Origin of the sequence: Chitinophaga flava (genome assembly GCF_003308995.1) — a bacterium.
Lineage (GTDB): Bacteria > Bacteroidota > Bacteroidia > Chitinophagales > Chitinophagaceae > Chitinophaga > Chitinophaga flava.
In genome coordinates this window covers 1,083,701-1,110,687 of record NZ_QFFJ01000001.1, presented here as the reverse complement: position 1 = coordinate 1,110,687, position 26,987 = coordinate 1,083,701, and the positions used below count along the sequence as shown (strand labels likewise).

The following is a 26,987-nucleotide window of genomic DNA, read 5'->3' as shown; positions in this document are numbered from 1 at the left end:
CAAAAAAATCAAAGATGAAACACATATCATATCTCGTTATACTCAGCATATTTTCTTTCATCAGCGCTTGTTCCAAGGCTGATGACCAGCCTATCGGTGATAAAAGCGATCAGGCCTGGATACAGGATGTAATAGTATACGATGCCACCCAAACAGAGCTGACGGTAACTAAAGTAATCCCCAAAATCATTACAGACCCGGTCACCAATATTGAAAGGGGAGACACTACCGGCGGTAAGGTTACGCCTATCCCTATTGTGATCACCGTAAAGGCAGGCGTGGACATTAAACAGCTGAATATCCGTTTTACGTTGTCTTCACAATCGAAGTATGCGAAAGTAAGTCCGATACTGGGGCGTATTGAAGATTTTACAGCTCCCAGGAATTATACCGTCACTTCTCAGAGCGGAAAAAACACCAACGTTTATAATCTTCAAATAAAACAATAATCCCAGGCATCCCAGGGCTGAAGCCCTGGGCTATATTGGATATGAATAGACGGGGGTTTAGGAAATAATCAAAGGTTAAATTAGCGTAGCCTTTGATTATTTCCTAAACCCCCGTACCTGATTATAAACAAAATTAGCCCAGGGCTTCAGCCCTGGGACCTTTATAGGCGAGCAATCGCAGCCCATTGAATACGACGATGAGCGTAGATCCTTCGTGGGCCATTACGGCGGGGCCTATGGAGGCGATGCCGGTGATGGTGAGGGGGATGAGTACCGCTACCATGCCGAGGCTGATCCAGAGGTTTTGTTTGATGATCCTGCTGGCTGTTCTGCTGAGGCCGATGGCGAAGGGCAGGAGGGAGAGTTTATCTCCCATGAGGGCGATATCTGCTGTTTCCAGTGCTACGTCTGAGCCGGCGGCGCCCATGGCGATGCCGACGGTGCTGTTGGCCATGGCGGGGGCGTCGTTAACACCGTCGCCTACCATGGCGACTTTATTTTCGTCTTTGGCTAGTTTTTGTATGGCGGCTACTTTCTGTTCTGGCAGGAGGCTTCCCCAGGCGTCGGTGATGCCTATTTCGCGGGCTACGGCGTCGGCTACCTGTTGGTTGTCACCGGTGAGCATGATCATGCGCCGTATTCCGGCGTTTTTAAGCGCTTTAAGCGCCTCTGCAGCTTCGGGGCGAGGTGTGTCCATTACAGCGATGATGCCCGCGTAAACGTCTCCTTTACGCACAATCATGGTCGTATTGCCTGCACGTTCCAGTTCCTGTACGCGGGTACGGAGTTCCTGGGAAGGCAGATGGGTATCGAGGGCATCGAAGAGGGCGAGGTTGCCGATATATACCGGCTGTTGCTGCCAGGTAGCTTTGATACCTTTACCCAGTACGGCTTCGAGCTGCTGGGCTTCGGGTACGGGCAGGTTGCCGAGTCTGGTTTTACCATCCCTTACGATGGCTTTGGCCAGCGGGTGGTCGCTGAGGGCTTCGACGGCTACGGCGGCTTGCAGCAGCTCGTTTTCGGAGAGGCCGTTCATCGGTATTACCTGTGTGAGTTTAGGTTTGCCTTCGGTGAGGGTACCTGTTTTATCGAAGGCTACGGCGGTGAGGGTACCGAGGTCTTCCAGCGGACGGCCGCCTTTGATAAGTACACCCATGCGGGCAGCGCGGGCTACGCCGCTTAGTACTGCGCTGGGTGTGGAGATAGCCAGTGCACAAGGGCTGGCTGCCACCAGTACGGACATGGCACGGTAGAAGCTGGCGCCGAAAGATTCGTCGATGACGAGGAAGGCGAAACACAGGAGTACTACCAGTGTGAGGACTGATGGTACGAAGATGCGCTGGAATTTATCTGTAAACTGCTGTGTGGGTGATTTCTGCGATTGTGCTTCATTCACCATTTTCACCAGTCTTGAAATGGTAGAGTCGCTGGCAGGTTGGCTGACCATCACTTCCAGGGAGCCGTTGCCATTGATGGAGCCGGAATACACTTTATAGCGGGCGTCGATGTTATCATGCAGAAGAGCGGCAGCAGGGTTGTCTACCGGTATTTTATCTACTGGTACACTTTCGCCGGTGATAGGTGCCTGGTTAACACTGCTGGCACCTGCCACTACAATACCGTCAGCGGATATTTTGGTGTTGGGTCTTACTACTATGATATCGCCTGCTTTGAGGACGCTGGTGTCTACTTCGGTGGTGGCGCCGTTGGTTTTGAGGAGAGCCGTTTTAGGGGCCAGGCTGGCCAGCGCGGAAATGGATTTTCTGGCTTTGTCCATCGCATAATGTTCAAGAGAATGTCCGAGACTGAAGAGGAACAGCAGCAGTGCTCCTTCTTCCCATTTGCCCAGGATGGCGGCGCCTACTGCAGCTACCAGCATCAGGAAGTCTATTTCAAAGCCTCCTTTGGCGATGGTTTGGACAGCTTCTTTGGTGGTAAAGAAACCGCCGAAGAAATAAGCGCCCAGCAGGAGGGACAGTGTAGCCGTTTGTGAAATGACGATGGTGTTCCCCAACAACCAGGCGATGCCCAGCAGTATGCCGCAGAGCAGGCTGAAATAGAGCTCCGTATTTTTACCGAAAATCATCATCGTGTGGGCGTGACCGTGATCACAACCCTGACCATGATCATGGCTATGTTTGTGGTCCTGTTTTTCGCCCGGTTTATGCTGATGGTCGGGATGATGAGCTGAAACAGGTTTCCTGGCAGGTGCAACTGTATTGTTTTCTTTCATAATCTCTTTTTTAATGGGCATAAAAATCCTGGTGCACGTCTTATGCGCACATCATATCTGAATGATGGTAGTTAAAGGAAAATTATCCGGGTATGCAGGATAGCAGTCATTATCTCCGCATGTAACAAAATTAAGCATTCCTCCATAGCCAGCCCATTCTATTTTTACACCGTGGTTGCAAAAACAGGGCTTTATATGCTTAGCTTTGTATTATGAAAACGTTTACGATCACCGGCTATTCTACGGCCCTGTTTTCCACCTGGTATTTTATCGATGAACTGGGTATTTTGTTTGATGCAGGTGACGGGGTTACTTCCACTTTATTACAGAAAAGCAGAAAGATCCAGCATGTATTTCTTTCCCATGCAGACAGAGACCATATTACCGGTTTGCTGCAACTGAATCAGCTGAATGCCCGTGATGGTTTGCCGGTGATCTGTTACCCCAGGGACGGCCAGTCGTATCCGGCGCTGGAAGCGTTCACTAAAAAATTTGATCCGCATATTGCCACTACTGTATGGATGCCAGTCGCGCCAGGTGATGAAATATGGATAAAGAATGATATGCTGGTGGTACCCTTGCGTAATGAACATGTAGATGCCGCACCTGATACCGTGCGCAGCCTGAGTTATAAGGTGATGCAGACAAAACGCAAGCTGCGTCCTGAATTGGCGGGACTTTCAGAAGACGAGATTAAAATTATCAGCCGTGAAAAAGGAAAGGAAAGTACCACGATGGAGGTACGTACCAATATTCTGAGTTATTCCGGCGATACGCCGGTAGCGAATCCTGAAACCTGGCAGGATGCAGAAATACTGATCCATGAAGCCACTTTCCTGGGCGGAGAGGAGATGGTAGCCCCCAATTCCGATAAGCACCGGCATAGCCGCCTGGAAGAAGTTATAGAAATGGTGAGTGCTACCCGTGTGCAACAGCTGATACTGGGGCATTTTTCCTCCCGTTATTCAGCTGAAGAGATTGACCAGCGACTGCGCCAGCTATGCGATCGTTATGCCCTGAATATCCCGGTATTCCGTTTATTACCCGGACAAACGGTTAGGGATATACTCCATAGCCAGCCTATTAACCATTAAAAACCATTCATCCCTTTTTATTTAGAAAATAATTTAAAAACTAACTTAGTTTATTAAATTATTTTTATATTGTGCTACGCACGATGAAATATGAAGGAGCTGCTTTACCGTATACAATTTCACGATGACCAGCAGGCATTTAAAGCTTTTTATCAGCAGCAGATGTTTCCGCTATATCAGTTTGCCCTGGCATTCCTGAAGCAGCATCAGCCCGCAGAAGAAGTAGTGAATGATGTTTTCGTCCGCCTATGGCAGCGCAGAAATACCCTGCATGAAATAGAGAATATAAAAGTGTATCTCTATGTGGCGGTAAAACATGCTGCACTCAACCAGCTGCGTTCAGCTACCACCTTCACGGAAGCTGACCTCGATAATTTGCAGGTGCCACAGATCCGATTTTGTGCCGGAGCAGAACAACTGTTACTCACACATGAGCTGCAAAGCGCTATAGCCGCGGCAGTCCGCCAGCTACCACCCAAATGCAGGCTTATCTTTAAGATGGTAAAAGAAGACGGTCTTTCCTACAAAGAAGTAGCGGGTATACTCAATATCTCTCCCAAAACCGTAGATGCCCAACTGATTATCGCATTGAAAAAACTAACTACTTCTCTGCAACATTATTTGTTGCCCCAGGGCTGAAGCCCTGGGCTATGTTTGTTTATTATTTAGACGGAGTTCTGGGATATAAATTGAGGTCTTCATTTTGGGGGCTGAATTATACTATTACTATTTATTTATGTGGAACCATGGATCATTAATTGATGCGTTGGGCTGGTAAAGATTGCTACCCATTATACCTAAGAACATCAAACATAGCCCAGGGCTTTAGCCCTGGGATTTTTTTTATAGCTTTTTAGGGAATCCGGTTTTTTCTTGTGTCCTTCTCTCAGGTACTATCTAACATTTCAATGAAAGCAGCAAGAATACTGGAGTTGATGGCACGAAAGGCCGGCAGGGCAGCGAGCAGGGAAGAACTGGAAGAGCTGGAGCAGCTGCTGGAAGAAAACCCGGATTACCGGTTTATGGAGACCGTGATCGATACAGCAGGCAATGATACCAGCGACGCCGCAGTGGTAGCTGCCGGCTGGGACAAAATTGCGCAGTCACTGGACACTCCAGTGGTGAGTATACCATCGAGACGACGTTACTGGTGGGCTGCTGCAGCGGTGGTATTGGCTGCCGCAGGTGCCGGAATCTGGAAACTCACCGGAAAGCATAACACGCCTGCGCTGGCTTTGCAACAGATCAGCGCTCCCCTGGGTAGTACTATCAAGGCACTGTTGCCAGATGGTACCGAAGTATGGATTAATGCCGGCAGTAAAATCAGTTATGATCCCCGTTTTGCTGGTACAACCCGCGATGTGACTGTAGCCGGAGAAGTATTTTTTGATGTGGCCAAAGATGATAACAAACCTTTTATCGTTCATTCGGAAAACCTCGCGATACAGGTGCTGGGTACCTCTTTTAATGTAAGAGCCTATGGCGACGACCAGAAAGCAGAAGTGGCCGTGATCTCCGGCAGGGTGCAGGTGATGATGTGTAACAGTCCTGAAAAAAAAGTAGTGTTGCTGCCCCGTGAAAAACTGGTGCTGTCACTCGATAAAGTGGCTGCTCCCAAACAAAACGATAGTATACAACATGCCACGTTTAAAGTACAGGAACTGGCCGACAGCAAAGATCCAGCAGTAGTGATGGAAACTGCCTGGTGCGATCATAAGCTGGCCTTTATGAATGAGACCTTTGCGGAAGTGGCGCGTAAAATGGAGAGACAGTTTAATGTCAACATAGTATTTGAAGACGAAGCACTGAAGCATGAAGTACTGAGCGGCGTATTTGAAAAAGAAGATATCAACAAGGCACTGCAGTTATTGCAGATGACCACAGGATTCCACTATAGAATTGTAGAGCGACAGATTTACCTGTCCAGATAAACATAAGACCAACATTTTATCAACTCAAAAATCACCTGTAATGAAAACACTGTTATTATACGCACTCGTTACCTGAGCCATTTCCGGAGATGAGATAAGCCTCATCAGGTAAAGAAAAGGGAAGAGACCAGCTCTTCCCCAAAGGCTTATGTTGTATGTACGGGAGTAAGACAGCCTGAGAAACTACGCTTACACCCTTCTTTACAAACCTTTCTAAAACAAATCTATGAAAAAAAGAAGATTTGGAGGGGCTTCCTATGCGCTCAGCCAGACAGTCAAACTATTCCTCATTATGAAGTTATGTTTTGTTGTGGTGTTGTTATCCTGTTTACATGCTTCAGCAACCGCTTTTTCGCAGGAAAAATTCACCTTCTTTTTTGTGAAGGCTGACGCAGACAAGATCTTCGCAAAGATCCAGCAGGAAAGCGACTATCGTTTTTTTTATAACTATGCAGCTATCCGTCAGTTGGGTAAGGTAGACCTGCAGGTAAAGGATGCTACCTTGCCGGAAGTCATGCGGCGCTTACTGGACAGCACATCACTGGCTTACCGTATAGTAGATAACAATCTGGTGGTAATTGCTCCCAAGTCGGAATCCGCTGCCGGGAAGGTTTCCGGTAAGGTGACCGACGAAAAAGGTGCTCCGCTGATCGGCGTGTCTGTTAAAGTAAAAGGTGGTAGTCAGGGCGCGGTGACAGACCTGGCCGGTGGTTTTACGTTACAGGCTGATGCGGGTGCAGTACTGATCGTGAGCTATATGGGTTTTATCACTCAGGAAGTGATTGTTAACAATAATGAACCACTGCGTATCATCCTGAAAGAATCTACCAGCGGCCTGAATGAGGTAGTAGTGATTGGTTATGGTACCCAGCGCAAAAAAGATGTGACCGGTGCTATCAGCTCTGTGAACAGCAAAGATCTGCGCAACGTGCCGGTACGCAACGCGGCTGAAGCCCTGCAAGGCAAAGCCAGCGGCGTAATGGTGTCGCAAAGTAGCGGCAGCCCCGGATCGGCGCCGGTAGTACGTATCCGTGGTATCGGCTCTATCAGCGGCAGCAACTCCCCGCTATACATCGTAGATGGATTGCCCCAGACAGATATCGGTTGGCTCAACCCTAATGATATTGAAGCCATGGACATCCTGAAAGATGCCTCTACTGCAGCGATCTACGGCTCCAGAGGTTCCAATGGTGTAGTGATCATCACCACCCGTAAAGGAAGTCGCGATGATTCCAAAATGCATGTGACCCTCGATAGTTACACCGGCTGGCAGTCGGCCTGGAAACGGCCACACATGCTGAATGCAGAAGATTTTATAAAATACAAAATACGCGCGTACAGCGCCGATGGTGCGCCATTGCCCACTGATCTGGATGCTCCTGAAAAAGTGGCTGCTGTACTGAAATTCGTTAACGATAACACCGGGCCTAACGGTACCGACTGGTGGAAGGAAATCATTCAGCAAAATGCACCTATCCAGAGTTATAACGTAGGCGTGAGCGGTGCTGGCAAAAACCTGGTATATGCTTCCAGTGTAGGTTATATGAATCAGAAAGGTATTGTAAAAGGTTCCGACTACGAACGTATCTCCTGGCGTACCAATGTGAGCGCAGATATCAGCACCCGTGTGAAACTGACCACCAATATCGGCCTGATCTATGAAAGCCGCCGCAATGTAGATGAAAACAATCCTTTCAGCGGTACCATCTTCAGCGCGATGGCAGCAGATCCTATCACGCCGGTATATCGCAACAACCTGAAGAGTGTACCGGATTTCTACAACCGTATCATGACTGGCTATGAGGCCAATAATCCTTATTCCCAATACGCCGGCATCCTCTTTACCAACAAGCCCAACCCTGTGGCACAGGTAGAACGCATGCAGCAAAGTGTATGGGAAGGTATCGCCATCAAAGGAGGTGCTGCGCTGGATGTGAAGATCATTGACCCGCTGACTTTCCGGAGTAATTTCGGACTGGACCTGGGCCGTGGTATCTCCAAAGGATTTTCACCTTCCTATTTCCTGAACTCTTTCGATTATGCCAACTATAACAGCGTGAGCAACAGTTCCAGCTGGAACAATTATTTCGTGTGGGAGAATACGCTGAACTTCGATAAGACCTATGGCAGGCATCGTATCACTGCGCTGGCGGGTATTTCCGCGGAGCTGACCAAAGGCCTCACCTATGCTGCTTCCAAACAGAATATCGTGAATAACGATAAAGACATGCGCATTATTGATGCTGCCACTATGACTCCTGGCGCTTCCGGATATACTTATTCCAGCGCGTTGCAGTCGTTCTTTGGCCGTATCAACTACGTATATGCTGACCGTTATATTCTCGCTGCCAATGTACGCCGGGATGGTAGTTCCAACTTCGGTGATGGCTACCGCTGGGGTACTTTCCCCTCTGCTTCTGCCGCTTGGCGTTTTACGGAAGAAAACTTCCTGAAGAATGCTAACCTGAAATGGCTGAATAGCGGTAAACTGAGAGCCAGCTACGGCGCTATCGGTAATCAGTATGTAGGAGGTGGCAGTGGATTATACCTGTCTTCCTATGGCAACACTTACCAGCGTTATGTGTTTGGTAATACCAGCACCGGCTTCCTGGGTGCAGAACGCAAAACCATGGCCAATCCTGGCCTGCAGTGGGAAACTTCCAAACAAACCGATATCGCATTGGACCTGGGTTTGTTTGATGGGCTGCTTGACGTGACCGTAGATTATTTCAACAAAAAAGTAAGCAACATGCTGGTGGTGATGCCTCTGCCCACCACCATGGGATATCCGTCTAATCCGTTCTGGACCAATGCCGGCAGCATGGTCAATAAAGGCTGGGAAATATCGCTCGCACATACACATCACTTTGGAGACTTCAGCTATGGCGTACGTCTCAATGTATCTACCTTCCGCAACGAAGTGCTGAGTATGGGTGGCGGAGAACCGATTTATACTACGGCTCACCTGGGCGAAACGATTACCAAAACAGAAGTGGGTAAACCGGTAGGTTATTATTTCGGCTGGCTCACAGATGGTATCTTCCAGACACAGGATGAAGTGAATAAAAGTCCGCAGCGTCTGAGCTCCCGTCCTGGTGACCTGCGTTTTAAAGATATCAATGGTGTGGATGCCAATGGCAATATCGTGCCTGGCCCTGATGGTAAACTGGATGCTGCCGACCGTACCATGATCGGCAACCCATGGCCCGATTTCGTGTATGGGGTGAATATCAATATGAACTATAAACGTTTTGACCTGAGCATGTTCTGGCAAGGTTCTCTGGGCAACGACGTGATGAATATCCTGCGTTATGATACAGAATCCGGCACCGGCTGGTATAATGCACCACAGGGCTTCCTGGAAAAAGCCTGGAACGGCCCCGGCTCTACCAACAAATATTACCGTATCTCTTCCAACTCTGCCTTAAACAGCAGTGTGTCTGACTATTTCGTGGAAGATGGTTCCTACCTGCGCCTCAAGAATATACAGCTGGGTTACAACTTCCCGGAAAAATGGCTGCAAAGAGCACGTATACCACAGTTACGGTTATACGTAGGTGCACAGAACCTGTTCACCTTCACCAAATACAGTGGCCTTGATCCTGAGATGGGCAATGATGATCCCAGACTGATAGGGATAGATCAGGGATATTTCCCGCAGGCCCGCACTTTTATGATCGGGGTGAACGCTAAATTCTAACCACTAACACTGTCAGAAAATGAAAAAATTCGTATATTCTTTACCGTTAATAATGATGTTGCTGGGCGTTTCCTGTTCAAAGGATTATCTGAACAGGCCGCCGCTGGGGTTGCAGACCGATGATAATTTTTATAATTCACCAGGGGCCGGCTTTAAGACGGTCGTGAATTGTTACCTGGGCTTTTATGATTTCTGGGGCTACCAGGCTGCCATTGCGGAGCTGGGCAATATGGCCACCGATGAAAGTGATAAAGGCGGTTCTGATGCCAATGACCGCCCTTTTGTGATAGACCTGGGCTATGGCAGGGCACTGGCCAGCAATGAAACACTGAATGGTTTGTGGGCTGCCTGTTATAAAGGCATCGGCAACTGTAACGTAGCGCTGGAACGCCTGCCTGCAGCTAAACTGCTGGACGACAAAGGCAATCCCCTGGATGATAAAACAAAAAGCCGTTATCTCGCAGAAGTACGTTTCCTGCGTGCCTACTACTACCTGGATCTGGTGCGCATATTCGGTGGCGTACCATTGCTGACTAAAACGCTGCAGATAGACGATCGTAATAAAATTGTACGAGCCCAGGCCAGCGAAGTATTTCAGTTTATCACCAGTGAACTGGAAGCGATAGGCAACGATGCCGCATTGCCTGCCCGTAAAGACTTACCGGCTGCAGAACAGGGCCGTGTTACCAGGGAAGCTGCATGGGCTGTTCAGGCAAGGGCCTATCTTTTCTTTGCAGAAGATGATAAAACATTATATGCCAAAGCAAGAGATGCTGCCAAAAAAGTAATCAGCTCCAATGCGTTTACACTGGAGATGGAGTACCAGCAGCTGTTTCTGAAAGATGGTTATAAGAGCCAGGAATCTGTATTCCCGCTGATCTTTGGAGATGATCCCGCTGCTTTTATCTACGGTACTACTCTACCGATTTATTGCTCTCCTCGTAACGTGGGCGGCTGGGGTTTCGACTGTCCTACACAATCACTGGTAGATGAGTTTGAGCCGGGAGATCCCCGTATATTGTTTACCGTGATGGACCCCGGAGATGTGTTCCCTAAAGCGAATGGCTCAGAAACACTGGACTTCTCTTCCTATCCCAATACAGGTCATCACAACAGAAAAGTGTTTCTGCCTGAAAACCGCCGTGGTCAAGGTTGGGGTAATGATGCCTGGACTATGCACCTGGTGCGTTATGCTGATGTGCTGCTGATGTATGCAGAAGCAGTGCTGGAAAGTGGTGGCAGCAAACAGGAAGCAGCTGATTATATCAACCTGGTGCGTGCCCGCGCCAGCAACTCCGCTCATACGGATGTGGAGGCGGTGTCCCGTAAAAGAGTAGTGGCCAGCACTCCACTGGTACCGGTAACTGCAGCCGATGACCTGCGTAAAGCCCTGCGTCACGAACGTCGTGTGGAACTGGGTTGTGAGTACGGCCGCGTCTTTGATCTGCTGCGCTGGAACACCTATGTATCCACTATGAAGGACTATTCCACCAGACCTTATTCCAACGGTAAAGGTGGTGCTTTCAGAGCGCCTGCTTCCGGTAACAAATACCTGTTCCCTATACCACAACAGGAGATAGACCGGACTGGTGGCGGCATCAAACAAAACCCAGGATACTAAATCAATTACGAATGAACAATTACGAATTACGAATGGAGTGGGAATTTTCAGGAATTCGTAATTCGTAATTGTTGCATAAAAGAACCCATTTAAAATTTAGCAATGAAAAAACTATGGTTGCCTGTTTTGTTGGTGCTGCTTTCCGCGTGCGGTGCCAAACGCTCTGTTACCCGCATTTTATGTTATACTAAAAATGTTGAGAGTACATGGGTGAAACAATTACAGGAAGCAGGACAGAAAGAAGGCTGGCAGATTGTGCTTACCGGCGACAGACAATATTTTCAGGATGATTCCCTGCGAGGGTTCAGTGCAGTATGTCTGCCGTTTTCCCTGACGGATAGTCTGAACTACCGGAATATTCCCGCGCTGAAACGTTATGCTGAAGCCGGTGGCGGTGGTATCCTTGCTGTAAAGGATAGCGCTGTTATCAAACAGGGATGGCCCTGGCTGAAGGAATGGGCTACGTTACCCGAAGGCAAGGAATTAACCCAGGACAATGGCCGCCTCTTTATTGTGCCTGCTGCGGCTACGGCAGCCACCATACAACCAGCTATAAAATACCTGGTAGGCAGTAATGCCTGGCCGGACTATAGCAAATCGCTGACCATCGCGCCACCGGATACTAACCGTTACACCTATACGGTATTGGACCATGGGCTGGATGAGCCTATGGAGATGTGTATTCTGCCGGAAGGAAATGTGTTGTTTGTAGAACGGAAGGGTGGGGTTAAGTTTTATGATGCCCGCCTGCGTCAAACCAAAACTGTCGGCCGTTTTGATGTGTTCAGCGGTATTGAAGACGGGTTGCTGGGGGTGGCCCTGGACCCTCATTTTGAAAAGAACCACTGGGTATATTTTTATTATGCTCCTGCAGGAGAAAAATGGTATAATAAACTGGTACGCCTTGAACTGCACGGTGATAAACTGGATATGTCTACAGAAAAGGTACTCCTGGAAGTACCTACGCAAAGGCAATACTGCTGCCACTCTGCAGGTTATCTGTTCTTTGGGCCTAATGATCTCTTATATCTGTCAATAGGAGATAATACCAATGCAGAAGAAACCCACGGATATACGCCGGTAGATGAAAGACCAGGCCGCCATCTGTCTGATGACCAGGCCAGTGCGGCTAACAGCATGGATCTGCGAGGAAAGGTGCTGCGTATTAAACCCGAACCTAACGGTACTTATTCTATTCCCGATGGCAACCTGTTCCCCAAAGACGGTTCCAAAGGACGTCCTGAAATTTATGTTATGGGCTGTCGTAACCCCTACCGTATTTCAGTGGATATGAAAAACGCATTTTTATACTGGGGAGATATCGGGCCAGACACCAAAGTGCCGTCTGCTGAAGGCAGCACGCTGAGCTTCGATGAAATCAACCAGGCACGGAAACCAGGCTTTTTTGGATGGCCTTATTTTAACGGTAACAACGAAGCATATCCCTTACTGGATTATGCCACTATGAAAGAACGCCCGGGCAAAGACCCACTGCATCCTGTTAACAACTCACCACATAATACCGGTATTAAAGAGCTGCCGCCTGCGCAACCAGCGATGATCTGGTATGGCGACGCTGCTTCACCTGTATTCCCGCTGGTAGGTAAAGGTGGCGAAACAGTCATGGCCGGCCCGGTATTTTACAGCGATCAGTTTAAGGATGCACCCTACAAACTATCGGATTATTACAACGGCAAACTCTTTATCTATGAATGGATGCGTCATTGGATCATGGCCGTAACACTGGATTCGGCAGGTAACTATGTACGCATGGAGCCTTTCCTGGAACATATAGATTTTGCTGCACCGATAGATATGAAATTTGCATCTGATGGCAGCATCTACATGCTGGAATATGGTACCAACTGGTTTGCCAAAAATTCCAATGCCAAACTGGTACGTATTACTTATGCTGAAGGTAATCGTAAGCCGGTAGCTAATATCCGCAGTAGTCAGCTGTATGGCGGCGCTCCACTGACTGTAAAACTTTCTGCTGCCGGCTCCATGGACTACGATAAGGGAGATCAGCTCACCTATATCTGGAAAGTAGCTGATAAAGAACTGAAAGGCGAGCAGGTGGATTATACCTTCTCCAAACCAGGAATTTACAAGGTAGAACTGACAGTAACAGATAACCACGGTGCAAAGGGAACTTCCTTTGTAGATATTAAAGTAGGGAATACCCCACCTGCTGTAAAAATCAATACCACGGCCAACAGAAGCTTCTACTGGGACAATGCGGTCCTTGACTATCAGGTGAAGGTTCAGGACCCTGAAGATGGAACGCCCGACAGCAGCAAGGTAAAGGTATCGTTTGATTATCTCCCTATGGGCAAAGACTTTGCGCTGGTATTGGCTGGTAATAACGGTGACGGCAACACGCAGCATGCAAAAGGACATCAGCTGTTCTGGTCGCTGGACTGTAAAGCCTGTCATACTGAGAACACCGCTTCTGTAGGCCCTAGCCTGGTAGAAGTGGCCAAACACTATCAGGATAATGAAACCAATGTAAACAAGCTGGCTGCCAAGGTAATCGCCGGTGGTAGTGGCAACTGGGGCAACCGCACCATGTCTGCACATCCGGATATGTCTACTGAAGATGCTAAAGAAATTGTGCACTACATTCTTTCGCTGGGCAGTGCCAAAGCTTCGTTGCCTATGCAGGGCGTGCAGCCGTTTAAGGCACATACTGGTAAGGGCAATGAAGGCGGATATCTGCTGATGGCTACCTATACCGATAAAGGCGCCAACAATATAGAACCGCTTACAGGCAGGGATTATATCATGCTGAGAAATCCATTGATACAGATAGAAGATTTTGATGAAGGAAATGTGAACCTGGCTACTATCACTACCGCTGCATTGTGTTACGCTTATGTGCGCAACAACAGTTATATCCGCTTCAACCATTTCTATCTGGATGGTGTGAAGAGTTTACAATACAATATTCAGGAGCAAGGTATGGGTGGTGTGATAGAAGTACACCTCGATAAGCCGGCTGGACCGCTGCTGAGTAAAGTCAGTGTGCCGGCTGGTACCGCTGCAGCCGCAGGACCTAAGAGCGGCTGGAAACCGGTGAAGGCTGCTGTGCAGCCAACTGTCGGAGCACATGATCTGTATTTTGTATTCAAGAGTGCAGACGGTAAAGACGGATACCTGTTTAATGTAGACTGGATCTATTTCTCAAATAACAACTAATCACATGACCGCATCCGTACGTTTGCGATTGTCTGTCCTGATGCTGCTGGAGTATTTTACCTGGGGAGCCTGGTATGTGACCATGGGCACTTACCTCATTACCGCTTTAAAAGCGGATGCGGTGCAGGTAGGGGCAGCCTATGCCAACCTGTCTATAGCTGCCATTATCTCCCCATTTTTTGTGGGGCTGATAGCGGACCGTTTTTTCGCTGCACAGAAAGTGCTGGGAGTGTTGCATCTGGCAGGTGCGGCCACCTTATACCTGATCAGTGGAGTACAGGACTTTAGCAGCTTCTGGTGGCTGATTCTGTTGTATACGTTATTGTATATGCCCACTATGTCGCTGGCCAATTCGATCTCCTTCCGCCAGATGCAGGATGCGGGCAGGGAGTTTCCTTCTGTACGTGTATTCGGTACCGTAGGATGGATACTGGCGGGGCTGCTTATTGGTTTCGCCGGGGTGGAAACGACTGCCGCCACTTTCCGTATCGCTGCCGCCAGTTCACTGCTGTTGGGCATATACAGCTTTTTTCTGCCCTCCTCACAATCGGTGAAAAAAGAGGTGTGCTTGTCTGATATACTGGGACTGGATGCGCTGGTACTGTTGAAAGGACGTGCCTACGGCATCTTCTTTATCACTGCGGTGGCGGTATGTATACCACTGGCGTTTTACTACAGTTTTACCAATCCATTCCTCAATCATGCTGGTATGGCCAATGCTGCCGGCAAGATGACGCTGGGACAGGTATCGGAATTTCTTTTTATGCTGCTGATGCCGTTCCTGTTTTCGCGATTGGGTGTTAAGCGGATGCTGTTGCTGGGCATGTTCTGCTGGATACTGCGTTATGTATTGTTCGCTTATGGCGACAGTGGTGCTGGCGCCTGGATGCTATACGGAGGCATTGCATTACATGGTATGTGTTACGATTTCTTTTTCGTGACAGGACAGATCTATACCGATCGTAAGGCAGGCGACAACATCAGGAATGCGGCACAGGGGCTGATCACTTTTGCCACCTATGGCCTGGGCATGCTGATAGGCTCCTATGTGTCGGGGTTTGTAGCAGGGCGCTTCAGCTATTTACAGACAGCCGTTTTGCATTACGATTGGCGTAGTATCTGGCTGGTACCTGCTGCTATCACCGGTATTTTCCTGCTGCTATTTATTTTTTTGTTCAGAGATGATAAACAATAAAACATTTTTATATGGGAAGAAAAATTGCCATGCTAGGCTCGGGTTTCATCGGCCGTTTTTATGCTGATTCTATCCATGGCCAAAGAAGTAAAGATCGTATTGTGAGCGTCTATTCACGCCGTGAAGAGAGCGCGAAGAAGTTTGCTGCAGATTATAATACACCTCACTGGACAGTGGAGATGGAAGAGGCGATCAATCATCCGGAGGTGGACGTAGTATGTATTGCGCTGCCCAACAATCTGCATGAGGCGGCAGTGCTGGCCTGCTGCAAGGCTAAGAAGGCGGTGATCTGTACGAAGCCGCTGGGCCGTAATGCCCAGGAAGCAAAGAGAATGCTGGAAGCAGTAGAAAAGGCAGGCATCTTCCATGGTTATATGGAAGACCTGGTGTATACGCCAAAATTCTCCAAAGCGTTACAAAGCGTACAGGCGGGAGCGTTAGGCCGTATTCTCTGGGCCAAGTCCAGAGAAACACATCCTGGTCCGCACAGCGAATGGTTCTGGGACAAGGAACAGGCCGGCGGCGGCTGTATCCTCGACCTGGGCTGTCATTGCGTGGAGATAGGCCGCAGCTTTATCGGAAAAGATATCAGGCCGGTAGAAGTAATGTGCTGGGCCGATACACAGGTAAAACCAATAGATGCAGAAGATCATGCTATCGGGCTGATAAGGTATGAAAACGGCGCCATTGGCCAGTTTGAAGTAAGCTGGACTTTCCGCGGTGGCCTCGACCTGCGTGATGAAGTAATGGGCACAGAAGGTACCATCTGGCTGAACAGCTTCCTACGTACGGGTTTTGATATGTTCACCACCGGTAAGGGAGCAGATTATGTAGCAGAGAAAGCGGAAAGCAATTCTGGTTGGTTGTTTCCGGTAGGAGATGAGTTGAATGACCTCGGATACAATCATATGTTTGCCGACATGTTTAATGCCATCGAACAAAACAAACAACCCCGCGAAACATTCTACGATGGTTATGTAGTGAATGCTATTCTGGACGCAGCCTATAAAAGCGCCGCCAGCAAACAATGGGAGCCGGTACAGCTGGAGGTATGGAGAGGTCAGGAAGGTGTTGCCAAAGGCAATACACTGGTAGAATATGATGAGCATCATTATCTCATCAAAGAAGAAAAAACACATTTCGGCAGTACCAAACTGATATTAAAAGAAAAACAAAGCGGAAAGATCGTGGAGATCACCCGTTAAATTCAACATTAAACAATAGCTTATGTCATCATACGATAGAAGAAAATTTATAAGAACAGCGACAATCACGGGTGTAGGGCTCGGTCTTGCAGGCCGGGCCAGCTCCCTGTTTGCGGGCACACCGGCAACACCAGGAAAACGTGTAGGCATCATAGGATTAGATACTTCTCATAGTGTGGAGTTCTCTAAGATGCTGAATGCTGTCAATGCAGATCCGGCCTACAACGGCTTTAAAGTGACGGCGGCTTATGTACAAGGCAGTAAAGACATTACTTCCAGTCTGGAAATGGTACCCGGTAATCTGGCTAAGATAAAGGAGTTGGGCATAGAGATCGTTGACTCTATCGCTGCGCTGCTGGAAAAAACAGATGTGATCTTACTGGAGTCCAACGATGGCCGTGTGCATCTGGAACAGGCGCTTCCGGTGTTTAAAGCCGGCAAACGTGTGTTTATCGACAAGCCTATTGCTGCTTCACTGGCGGATACCCGGGCTATTTTTAAGGCGGCTGAAAAATATAAGGTGCCGGTGTTTTCCTCTTCTGCACTGCGTTTCATCGATAGCATACAACAAGTGGCACAAGGAAAAATCGGGAAGGTCACCGGGGCGGATGTATATACGCCGTCGCCCACTGAAAAAACACATCCGGACCTTTTCTGGTACGGCATCCATGGTGTGGAGATGTTGTTTGCCCTGATGGGTACCGGCTGTCATCGTGTGACCCGCATTACTTCCGAAGATATGGATGTGGTAACGGGTGTATGGAAGGATGGCCGCATAGGTACGCTGAGAGGCGTCCGCAAAGGACCTTATGGCTTTGGTGGTCATGCTTTCGGAGAAAAAGGTATAGCGCCTATCGGCGACTTCAGCTCTTATCAACCACTGGTATTGCAGATCACTGCCTTCTTCCAGACAGGTATTCCTCCAGTGAAGCCGGAAGAAACAATTGAAATGATGGCTTTCATGGAAGCTGCTGATGAAAGCAAAAAGAAAAAAGGCGCTACAGTAACGATGAATGTATAGCGCCCCTGCCCCGGGGTTGATGTTTTTCGGCCCTGGGGTTTATTCGTATCCAAACTCCATCACCGATACTTCCAGCGCCTTACCGTTCTGCCATTTAACCCAACCATAGGCTGGCTTCTTTCTGCTATAATCCTGTCTGTCTATCAATTCGGCCCATTCTCCTTTAACGCGGGCCACATGAAAACATTCCCTGCAGCCATCCTGCATAGATGGGAAAGGAATCGTTTTTCCATTGGGAGCAGCGTAGAAAGTGGTGTTGGGTTTGGTACTTACAATATAGGCGCGTTGCAGAAAATGTTCCCATGTTTCGTAGAGATACCAGCAGGGATTGTATGGAGCTTCGGTTTGTTCTTTCTGCGCCAATGTTTTGTACAATGCATATTTCGGATTGATATAGATAAAGCAGGTGAGGTTTTCCTTTTCGTTGATGATCACCTGAAAATGATGTGCAGTGGCCTGTATCACTCTGAATTGCAGTACTGGCGGAAAAGAAATCAGGCCCATATTGATATGGCGACGACCACTCTCATGGGTGTCACCCTGTGACAGCTGGTAGGGGAGCAGTTTATTTTTCAGCACTCGTGTGAGAAAAGCAGTGCTGCCATCTGCGCGGCGCTTTATTTCCAGGGTGTCGAAAGGAATTGTAGCATCTGCACTGGCATATAGTGGAATTTTTTCTTCGAAGCTTACCTGTAAAATGCCCGTTCCCAGGGAATCGTAGCGGGTAAGTTCCGGAAGAGGGGAGCCGGGCCCCTGACTGAATGCCTGTATACTTGTCATGATGAAAGGGATTAAAAGAAACAGTCTCATCTGATTTTAATTACAGGATGCATGCAGGTGCCCGGATTCCATAAATCAGGATATAGCCCTGCCCATGTATGGGTCGGTGATGCCTTCCTTACCGGTTTCTACGCGGCCGGCATATCTTCTTTCAAACATGCTGAAGCCGTTGATAAGAATACTGAAATCGTACCATCCGTTGCTGGCTTGCAAGGGTAGCAGGATGGCGGCGTTGCCGTTGGCAGCAATGCTACGGCTGATGCTTTTATTTTTATAGGCATTGTCGCGGATGGTAATATTAAGTGGTGTTGCAGCTGTGCCGGTAATATTGACGATTACATTGCCGGTGAGTTTGCCGGTGGTATTATTACGTTCATGCGTGCACGTTATCTGTGCTGCCGGATCATCGTGGTTGCCCTTGAAAGCCCGGAAGAAGCCATTGGGGCCATGAAGATGCAAATGATAGGTGCCCGCTTCGAAAGCCGTTACTGGCCACTGATACCGGATGCTATCACCGGCTTTTACGGCGAAAGACCAGTTGCGGGATACTTCCGTATTCCCTTTATCATCTTTGTATGCTACCGGTGCAAAAACAGTGAAAGGCGCACCAGCCGAGGCTGAACCAAATACGGTGTTACCGGCAGCAAAACTGATTTCCACCTGTTGTTTGCCGGGCAGCCACTGGGCATCTGCATACAATTCATATGGCAACGCCGGTGAAGGCCGTACTCCTTTTTCCTGTGGCGCCATGAGGTCGTTGGCCTCGGGGTTGCTGATCACACGTTCCAGCTGCTGGTCTGTTATTTTCTTAAACCCACCTGGCGCGGCTTTGAACTGTGCATTGTAAATATGCTGCACAAACTTCTCCTTATTCAGAAAAGGCAGTTTTTCAGTTTTAGCTGTAAAAGGACTGAACACTGCAGTGAGATCGCCGCAGATGGTCCGTCTCCACTGACTGATATTATCCACGTGGATCTTTTTACCGTACTTGCGGTTGACATATGTTTCCAGGAATTGTAATGTAGACGTATGATCAAATACCTGTGAACATACTTTGCCGCCGCGACTCCAGGGAGAAGCGATGATCAAAGGAACCCTGAAACCAAGGCCTATAGGTGCTTCGCGGGCCTGTTTTTTATGGATGCCTTGTAATAATTCATTTTCCAGTCGTACATGTTCCACTTCAGTATCTATGCCTGCAGAACATTTGCCTGTCTCTGGCTTGTTTTCATCAGGGATGGAGAAGGGAGGTACGTGGTCGAAGTAGCCGTCGTTTTCATCATAGGTAACGATGAAGATGGTTTTCTTCCATACTTCGGGGTTGCTGGTGAGGATGTCCATGATCTCTGATACATACCAGGCGCCATACCAGGGAGCGCTGGGGTGGTCGGAGAAATTTTGCGGACCTGCCAGCCAGGAGACAGCAGGCAGTTTACCGTCCTGTACATCTTTTCTGAACTGGTAAAGGATATCGCCGGCAGGGACGGTCACCTTACGGTCGTTGCCATCATCAGTATACTGGAAAGTGGTAACAGTCCTGAAGTTGGGGTCAGCGCTGTTGATTACAAATGCATTTTTGTAGAGATTTTTTTGATGATCAGATAACTGATCAAAACTTTCCTTATTCCATTTCAGCAGCTCTTTGGTGGCATTGTCGAGCACTTCCTGTTTTTTGGCGATGTCTGCACGTATTTTCCTGGCCGCTTCATCTGACGAAGGAGTAGCTTCCATGAGTTTGTTGATTTCATCCGGCAGGGTATCTACTTGTTTGAGTAGTGTCTGAATATGGCGGGAGGAAAATTTCACGTGATAGGCTTCGAAGAATTCGAGGAGGTTGCAACCGAAGTTGGCCAGCCAGGCTCTTTCTTCTCCTTTGAAGCCACCGCCGCAGCTGAGATCGTTCTGATAAAATTTCCAGGATACATTGTTTTCTTCCAGCATTTCCGGGAATGTTTTCCAGGTGAGTTTGCCGTAGCTGAAGTCGTCGTTGCGGATGTTGACTTTAGCGCGCCCGTCTTCTTTACTGGTAATTTTGCCAGTCCAGAAGAAGGAGCGGTTAGGTGTGGTGCTGGTCATGCCGGAGCAGAAATGCTGGTCGCATATCGTGAAAGCATCAGCCATGGCGTAGTTGAAGGGAAGGTCTTCCCTTGTAAAATAACCCAGGGTGAGTGGCATGTGTGCATATTGTTTGTTGCCGGGTCTTTTGGCAATCAGCCACTGGTCATGTTTTCCGGTATTATAAGCATCTACCTGGCTGGCACGGGAATGTGGCAGGGAGCCCATCCAGGTGATCTTCGTGTCTTTGATATCGAGCCGGAATGGTGCGTAGGTATCACCTTTATCATCTGTCTGAAACCACACCGGTTTAAGGTTGGGCAAAGGGATGGCCCTAGGATCATTAAAGCCTCTTACACCTTGTAAGGTTCCAAAGCAATGGTCAAATGATCTGTTTTCCTGCATGAGGATGACGATGTGTTCTGCATCGAGCCAGGTGCTGCCCGGCGTAGGATCTATGGCCAGCGCCTTCTGAATAGAGGCAGGCATGATGGTGGAGAAGCCGGCCGCGCCGGATAACAGCAATGATTTTTTCAGGAAGTCCCTTCTGGTGTCCATAAAGTGGCGTAGTTTGTGTCTGGGCGACAAAATAATAATTATTGAAAATTTTGTCTGTACCGTTCATCCATCCTTCATCCAAAATTCATACAGGGTGGGCATCTTCCTGTAATCCTATCCGATGAGCAGCGACAGGAGGTATACACCAGCCATAGCGGTAATGCCCATGATCAGTGTAGCCGTAGTATATACACGCAGCATGTCTTTGATCTCCAGTCCGGAGAACCGGGATATGACCCAGAAGTAGGCGTCATTAGTGTGGGATACCATCATGGAGCCGGCGCCCATGGCCAGTACACTCAGGATATTACCTTCCGGCGTATGGAGGCCCAGTGCGGGCAACAAAGGATGTATGAGGGAAGCGGCTGTGATGATAGCTACGGTAGAAGAGCCCTGCGCCGTTTTGATGATGGCGGTGATTAAGAACGGTAATAGTATACCCATGCCCGTTATAGCCGGATTTTCCGCGATATGTCTGCCCAGTTCAGCTTTGGCCAGTATGGCCCCGAAGGCGCCTCCGCCGCCGATGATTACGAGTATGCCTGCTGCCTTTTCTGCGCCTTCCACTAGTATTTTTCTGGCATTGCTGGCCTGTCCGTTACGCAGACTGAGTAAGGTGAGGATAATACCGATAGTGATGGCTACTTCCGGTATGCCGAGTATATTGAGTGTCTGGATGGCCAGCGAAGAGGTTTTTTTTTCCAGTGCGAGAAAAGAGCGCAATGCTATCAGTAGTATGGGTACGGCGATCGGCAATATAGCCATGGTTACAGAGGGCAGGCGTCCGGAAGGGATGGTGATATCTGGTGCTTCTACAATTGGCGCAGGGAGTTTGCGCCCGGCATATAACGACCATGCATATCCGCAGGCCGATGCCGGCAGGGCTATCAGCAGTCCGTATAACATCACTTTGCCTACATCTGCCTGAATGATGCCGGTGGCCGCCATAATACCCGGATGTGGCGGCATCATACAATGTACCGCATAAAGGCCGGTAGCCAGCGAAGAAGCCATGGTCAGCATGGAGATGCCGGAACGTACGGCCATGGCTTTGTTGAGGCCGCTGAGTACAATAAACCCTGAATCGCAGAAGATAGGCATGCCAACCACATACCCGATGATATTCAGTGCCAGTGGAGAACGTCCGGTACCTGTTTTACGCAGTACATATGCCGCCAGCACACTGGTGCTGCCGGTATGTTCGAGCATAAGGCCCAGTGTGGTGCCCAATATGATCAGCAGTCCGAGGGAACCAATAATCTGTCCGAACCCTGTCTTAATAGTACTGAGTATATCCGTTACCGGGAGTCCGAAAATCAGCCCTGTCAGCATGCTGGCCAGCAGCAAGGCAAAGAAGGCATGTATCCTGTACCTGGCTGTCAGAATAATAATCAGGACGATGCCTGCCACCAATCCAAGACTGTGATAAAGTATGATAACAGATGATATTTATGATATGAATATGGCTGATCGATATTTTACAATATATCCATTATTGTTGTATTCTGCAAGTGCTGGTTTTCTACGTATACACGTTAACGTGATATGATGCGGGTGTTTGCCGGTGTCTGCGGTAATACTGCGTGTAATTTATTATATTTAGGATGTTGTTCATCCCTTTAAAAATACCGGACTTATGCAGGGTAATGTCGTTTTAATCACCGGAACTTCCACCGGACTGGGTATGCATACCGCCTTACAACTGGCTGCTAATGGTTATAAGGTGTATGCTACCATGAGAGACTTCGATAAACGTTATGCTTTACTGGATGCTGCCGTTGCGCAGCAAGTTAAACTGGATGTCAGCGTGCTGGACGTGTCGGACATCGATACGATTAATGCCTGTGTAGACCGCGTGCTGGCCTATGAAGGAAAGATAGATGTGCTGATCAACAATGCCGGAGCCGGTTTTGTGCGTAATACGGAACAGGCCTCCATGGAAGAAATACAAAAGGTACTGGACACCAATTTCCTGGGTGTGGTACGATGTACTAAAATAGTACTTCCCCATATGCGGCAGGCCCGCAGCGGGCACATCATCAACATCGGTTCTGTAGGTGGGCTGGTAGGACAGCCCTTTAATGAACTCTACTGTGCCGCCAAATTCGCTGTGGAAGGGTATACAGAAGCGCTGGCCACTTATGTGACACCCGCTTTTAATGTTAAGTTCACCATTGTGGAACCCGGCGGTATCCGGACCGAATTCAGAAATAATGTTTTTAAACAGGTCAACAGCAGCGGAGGTATCCTTGAAGATGCCTACAAGCCGTTGCTCGAATCTTATATTGCCAGCGGAGAATCCCGCTCTTCCTCCTATCAGTCCGCCGAAGAGGTAGCACTGCTCGTAGCCGGCGTAGTGGCCGCAGAAAATCCTCCTCTCCGTATCCGTACTTCTACCTGGGCTGAAAAATTCTGCGAATATAAAACACAGTCTGACCCCACTGGTTTGCTACAGGTAGATGATGTGGCGAGAAACTTCGGACAACAACGGTGATGAAGATGATGTAGATGATGCTCCTGATGAACGAAGATCGGAGCGAAGATATTAATGGAATCAGATCTATACACTGATTCCGTTAATATCTGTTTGTATGGTTCCGTATAAATCTCCGCTCTAATCTTCGTTCATCAGGAGCATCATCTACATCATCTACATCATAGTTCCTGTTAAATGGGGAGGCAGGGGTATGCCTGCGCTACATTCTTCTTCTGTGATGGGTGCTAGTCGTCTTGTTTCAATCGGAATAATACCGGACCAAATGGGGAGGTCTTTGTTTTCATCTTCACCGGGCATGCCTGTACGTATTTTGGCGGAGGCTTCGTCAAGTGAAAAGGCCAGTATGGTCGTTTTACGGTTATCGCTTTCATTGAATGGACGGAGATAATCCCAGCTGTTGGGCACAAATTTTTCCGTGAGCCATTTGAAGGCCTGTGTTTTCCGGGTAGTATCCTCGATTTTCTCAGGAGTACCAAAAATGACCACCGAGCGGTAGTTAACGGAATGGTTGAAGGCGGACTTGGCGACTACGATGGCATCCAGCAAGGTGACAGTGATGCATACCGGTAGTCCTTTTTCTATCTCACGGATGAAATGGCTGCCTACAGAGCCGTGTATGTAAATTTTATTTTCATGACGGACAAAAGCAGTAGGAATGGAGAACGGTTTGTTGTCAACAGCAAAGCTGACAGTGCAAACCAGTGCTTCATCCAGGATGGAATAGATCGTTTGCTGGTCATAGTCGGCCCTTTTAGGGTATCTGCTGGGAGTGAGGTGTGGCGGAATGGGATTCATTATCGGTTGTTTTTTTACAAAGTTGTACCTTTATCGGCTCGATATTATCATCCGATTCAGATAAAATGGGTAGTCCAATTTTTTCATTGTTATGTCTAGACAAGCAGGATAAGCAGCCGGTATACCTTCAGTTGGCCAATCAGCTGATGGGGCTTATCCGGACGGGGCCGTTGAATGCAGGGCAGCGCTTGCCCAGCAGCCGGGAGATGTCGGAGATGTTACAGGTACACCGTAAAACCGTGGTGAGAGCTTATGATGAGTTGCTGGCCCAGGGTTGGCTGGAAAGCCATACCGGCAGCGGTACTTTCGTGGCCAGACATCTGCCCCGTACAGAGGTTCAAACACTTACAGATAATAAATCTGCTTCCTTTAACCCGCAGCGGACAGCTGGTTTCAGCTTCACGGTGGCGCCACATCTTGAGCGTCCTGTGTTGAAAGCTACCAGCCACCTTCACCTGGATGACGGTTTCCCCGATTCCCGGCTGGCGCCGGTAGAAGAGCTGACTCGTAACTACCGCGGCCAGATGCTGCATGGTAATCCCTATGTACGGCTGGGCTATGGTGATACCACGGGTGCTTCCCGATTGCGTCAGGAGCTGTCAGCTTATCTCAACGAAACGCGTGGACTGCATACTACGGCCGAAAATATCCTGATTGTAAGAGGTACCATTATGGGATTCTTTCTGGTAGCTACCGGCCTGGTAGCTAAAGGGGACCATGTGGTGAGCGGTAGTATGTCATGGGGTGGCGCCAGCGCTAATTTTATACAGGCCGGCGCTCAACTGCACACCATGCCCGTAGATGAATACGGTATGGATACAGATGCACTGGAACAACTCTGCAAGCAGAAAAATATAAGGATGGTGTATGTTACTCCCCATCACCATTATCCCACTACGGTGGCGCTGCGGGCAGACAGACGCCTGCAACTGTTACGGCTATCCGAAAAATACGGGTTTATCATCTTTGAAGATGATTATGACTACGATTTCCATTATCTCAGTAAACCGCTGGCGCCACTGGCCAGTGCAGACAAAGCCGGGATGGTGCTGTATGGCGGATCTTTTACCAAAGCTATTTCTCCCGCATTCCGGGTGGGCTACCTGGTAGGCTCCGAAAACGTAATCAACTATCTCGCCAAAGTAAGGCGTATCGTAGATCGTCAGGGTGATCTGATGCTGGAGAATGCTTTTGCAGAGCTGTTGCATACCGGTGTGATACATCGTCACCTGCGTAAGTCGCTGCGGCTTTACCGTGAACGGAGAGACCTCTTCTGTGAACTGCTGCGTACAGAGCTGGGCAGTGATCTTTCCTTCCAGGTACCTGTAGGTGGTATGGCTGTATGGACCGGATTTGACCGCGGCATCAATCTGGAAAAACTAGCTGAAAAAGCACTGCAGAAAGGACTTTATATGTACGACGGGCATTCATTCAATAGAGCCGATCCAACGTTGAACCATACACGTTTGGGTTTTGCATCGTCGTCTCCATCTGAACTGGAGCAGGCAGTAGGGATCATAAAAAAAATAATCGCTAATAAATAATAATACCACTGATTCTTCTTTTATCGGGAGAATCAGTGGTATCGAATATATCAGCAGTATCATAATGTATCAGCAGTCCTGAGTTGGGGCAAACACTCCGGATGATTTTCCCTGATATATTTCAGCAGCTGTTCACGCATATAACATCGTAAGTCGAAGGCCTGGCCTGAGGTGGCAGCGCTCATCAGGGTCCTTACTTCAATAGTACGTTCGGTGATGTTGGTGACCTGCAGGGCGCTGGCACGTTTATCCCAGAGGGGAGAGGCTTTGAGCAGTCTGTCAAATTCAGCTCTTATGTTATCTACAGGTGCGGTATAGTCGAGATAAAAGAAGGCGGTACCCAGTATTTCGGAGCCGGTGCGTGTCCAGTTCTGGAAAGGTTTTTCGATGAAGTAATTGATCGGGAGTATTAGTTTGCGTTGATCCCAGATGTTGAGTACCACATAGGTGAGTGTAATTTCTTCCACACGTCCCCATTCTCCTTCCACCACCAGTACGTCGTCTATGCGGATAGGCTGTGTAAAGGCAATCTGGAAGCCGGCCAGCAGGTTGCCGAGTGATTTTTGTGCAGCGAAGCCGATGATGATACCGCCCACGCCTACACCGGTGAGCAGGCCAGCGCCGAGTTTACGCATGCTGTCAAAACTCAGCAGGATGATACAGGCTGTGAGTATCAGTACAAGGGCTATGGCCAGCTTCCTTACAAACTGCAGCTGGGTGCGGATCTTCCGTTCTTTCAGGTTGTTAGCTTTATTGAGATCATATACGTGATATACATAATCTTCCAGCACTTTGAGTATGCCGATGACCAGTGCTGCAAATGATAATGTGAGTGCGATTTCCGCCAGGCGTGTCAGCGAAGGCTCATATTTGGGGTGAATACGCATCAATGGCATCAACATGTTGAGGATCAGCAACGGCAGAAAATAGTTGAATGCTCTGCCAAGATGGAGCAGCGCGCTATGTACCAGCGAAAAACTTTCGTTGGTTTTGCTGGTCTTCCGCAATATAAGTGAAAGCAGGAATTTGATCAGGCATCCTGCAATTACTGAAATGCCTATCAACATCAGGTTCCATAAGATGTTGGGCAAATGGTCTGTTTTTTCTAATA

Annotated in this window: 18 protein-coding genes; 12 read left to right on the top strand and 6 right to left on the bottom strand. The window is 48.6% G+C overall.

Annotation, left to right across the window (positions count from 1 at the left end; translation table 11 throughout):
• Positions 1-14 precede the first annotated feature (14 nt).
• Positions 15-449 carry a hypothetical protein gene (locus tag DF182_RS04310; RefSeq protein WP_113614436.1) on the top strand — a complete coding sequence of 145 codons (435 nt, stop codon included), beginning with the start codon at positions 15-17 and terminating at the stop codon, positions 447-449.
• 133 nt (positions 450-582) lie between these two features.
• Here the strand turns inward: DF182_RS04310 and DF182_RS04305 are convergent, their stop codons facing one another.
• Complete coding sequence (locus tag DF182_RS04305; protein ID WP_113614435.1) at positions 583-2,682, bottom strand: heavy metal translocating P-type ATPase; 2,100 nt, start codon at positions 2,680-2,682, stop codon at positions 583-585.
• 212 nt (positions 2,683-2,894) lie between these two features.
• On the opposite strand from DF182_RS04305, the gene DF182_RS04300 reads away from it, so the two are divergent.
• The 9 genes from DF182_RS04300 to DF182_RS04260 all read left to right on the top strand — a co-directional run bounded on the left by DF182_RS04300 (position 2,895) and on the right by DF182_RS04260 (position 17,647).
• Entirely contained in the window at positions 2,895-3,776 is an 882-nt protein-coding gene (locus DF182_RS04300) for an MBL fold metallo-hydrolase (protein ID WP_113614434.1), read from the top strand.
• Between the two features lie 90 nt (positions 3,777-3,866).
• Entirely contained in the window at positions 3,867-4,415 is a 549-nt protein-coding gene (locus tag DF182_RS04295; protein ID WP_113614433.1) for an RNA polymerase sigma-70 factor, read from the top strand.
• Between the two features lie 269 nt (positions 4,416-4,684).
• A complete protein-coding gene (locus tag DF182_RS04290) occupies positions 4,685-5,707 on the top strand; it encodes a FecR family protein (protein WP_113614432.1) in 1,023 nt (340 codons plus the stop codon).
• A 226-nt stretch (positions 5,708-5,933) separates the two neighbouring features.
• A complete protein-coding gene (locus DF182_RS04285) occupies positions 5,934-9,407 on the top strand; it encodes a TonB-dependent receptor (RefSeq protein ID WP_211327053.1) in 3,474 nt (1,157 codons plus the stop codon).
• 19 nt (positions 9,408-9,426) lie between these two features.
• Positions 9,427-11,028 carry a RagB/SusD family nutrient uptake outer membrane protein gene (locus DF182_RS04280; RefSeq protein ID WP_113614431.1) on the top strand — a complete coding sequence of 534 codons (1,602 nt, stop codon included), beginning with the start codon at positions 9,427-9,429 and terminating at the stop codon, positions 11,026-11,028.
• A 102-nt stretch (positions 11,029-11,130) separates the two neighbouring features.
• Complete coding sequence (locus tag DF182_RS04275; protein ID WP_113614430.1) at positions 11,131-14,226, top strand: PQQ-dependent sugar dehydrogenase; 3,096 nt, start codon at positions 11,131-11,133, stop codon at positions 14,224-14,226.
• Between the two features lie 4 nt (positions 14,227-14,230).
• Positions 14,231-15,421: a nucleoside permease gene (locus DF182_RS04270; protein ID WP_113614429.1), complete on the top strand. Its 1,191-nt coding sequence runs from the start codon at positions 14,231-14,233 to the stop codon at positions 15,419-15,421.
• An 11-nt stretch (positions 15,422-15,432) separates the two neighbouring features.
• Entirely contained in the window at positions 15,433-16,626 is a 1,194-nt protein-coding gene (locus tag DF182_RS04265; protein WP_113614428.1) for a Gfo/Idh/MocA family protein, read from the top strand.
• A gap of 22 nt (positions 16,627-16,648) precedes the next feature.
• Positions 16,649-17,647 (top strand): Gfo/Idh/MocA family protein, encoded by a 999-nt coding sequence (locus DF182_RS04260; protein ID WP_113614427.1) that lies wholly within the window; start codon positions 16,649-16,651, stop codon positions 17,645-17,647.
• 39 nt (positions 17,648-17,686) lie between these two features.
• Here DF182_RS04260 and DF182_RS04255 read toward each other — a convergent pair whose 3' ends face one another.
• The 3 genes from DF182_RS04255 to DF182_RS04245 all read right to left on the bottom strand — a co-directional run bounded on the left by DF182_RS04255 (position 17,687) and on the right by DF182_RS04245 (position 22,450).
• Positions 17,687-18,427, bottom strand: coding sequence for a hypothetical protein (locus DF182_RS04255; RefSeq protein ID WP_113614426.1), 741 nt, complete (start codon positions 18,425-18,427; stop codon positions 17,687-17,689).
• 75 nt (positions 18,428-18,502) lie between these two features.
• Complete coding sequence (locus tag DF182_RS04250; RefSeq protein ID WP_113614425.1) at positions 18,503-21,040, bottom strand: phosphocholine-specific phospholipase C; 2,538 nt, start codon at positions 21,038-21,040, stop codon at positions 18,503-18,505.
• Positions 21,041-21,154: 114 nt separating this feature from the next.
• A complete protein-coding gene (locus DF182_RS04245; RefSeq protein WP_245957369.1) occupies positions 21,155-22,450 on the bottom strand; it encodes a GntP family permease in 1,296 nt (431 codons plus the stop codon).
• A 226-nt stretch (positions 22,451-22,676) separates the two neighbouring features.
• Between DF182_RS04245 and DF182_RS04240 the strand changes: the two genes are divergently transcribed.
• Positions 22,677-23,534: an SDR family oxidoreductase gene (locus DF182_RS04240; protein ID WP_113614423.1), complete on the top strand. Its 858-nt coding sequence runs from the start codon at positions 22,677-22,679 to the stop codon at positions 23,532-23,534.
• Between the two features lie 156 nt (positions 23,535-23,690).
• On the opposite strand, the gene DF182_RS04235 is transcribed toward DF182_RS04240, so the two are convergent.
• Complete coding sequence (locus DF182_RS04235) at positions 23,691-24,332, bottom strand: pyridoxamine 5'-phosphate oxidase family protein (protein ID WP_113614422.1); 642 nt, start codon at positions 24,330-24,332, stop codon at positions 23,691-23,693.
• A gap of 65 nt (positions 24,333-24,397) precedes the next feature.
• On the opposite strand from DF182_RS04235, the gene DF182_RS04230 reads away from it, so the two are divergent.
• Complete coding sequence (locus DF182_RS04230) at positions 24,398-25,876, top strand: aminotransferase-like domain-containing protein (protein ID WP_113614421.1); 1,479 nt, start codon at positions 24,398-24,400, stop codon at positions 25,874-25,876.
• Between the two features lie 59 nt (positions 25,877-25,935).
• Here the strand turns inward: DF182_RS04230 and DF182_RS04225 are convergent, their stop codons facing one another.
• Entirely contained in the window at positions 25,936-26,967 is a 1,032-nt protein-coding gene (locus DF182_RS04225) for a mechanosensitive ion channel family protein (protein WP_245957368.1), read from the bottom strand.
• Between the last annotated feature and the right edge of the window lie 20 nt (positions 26,968-26,987).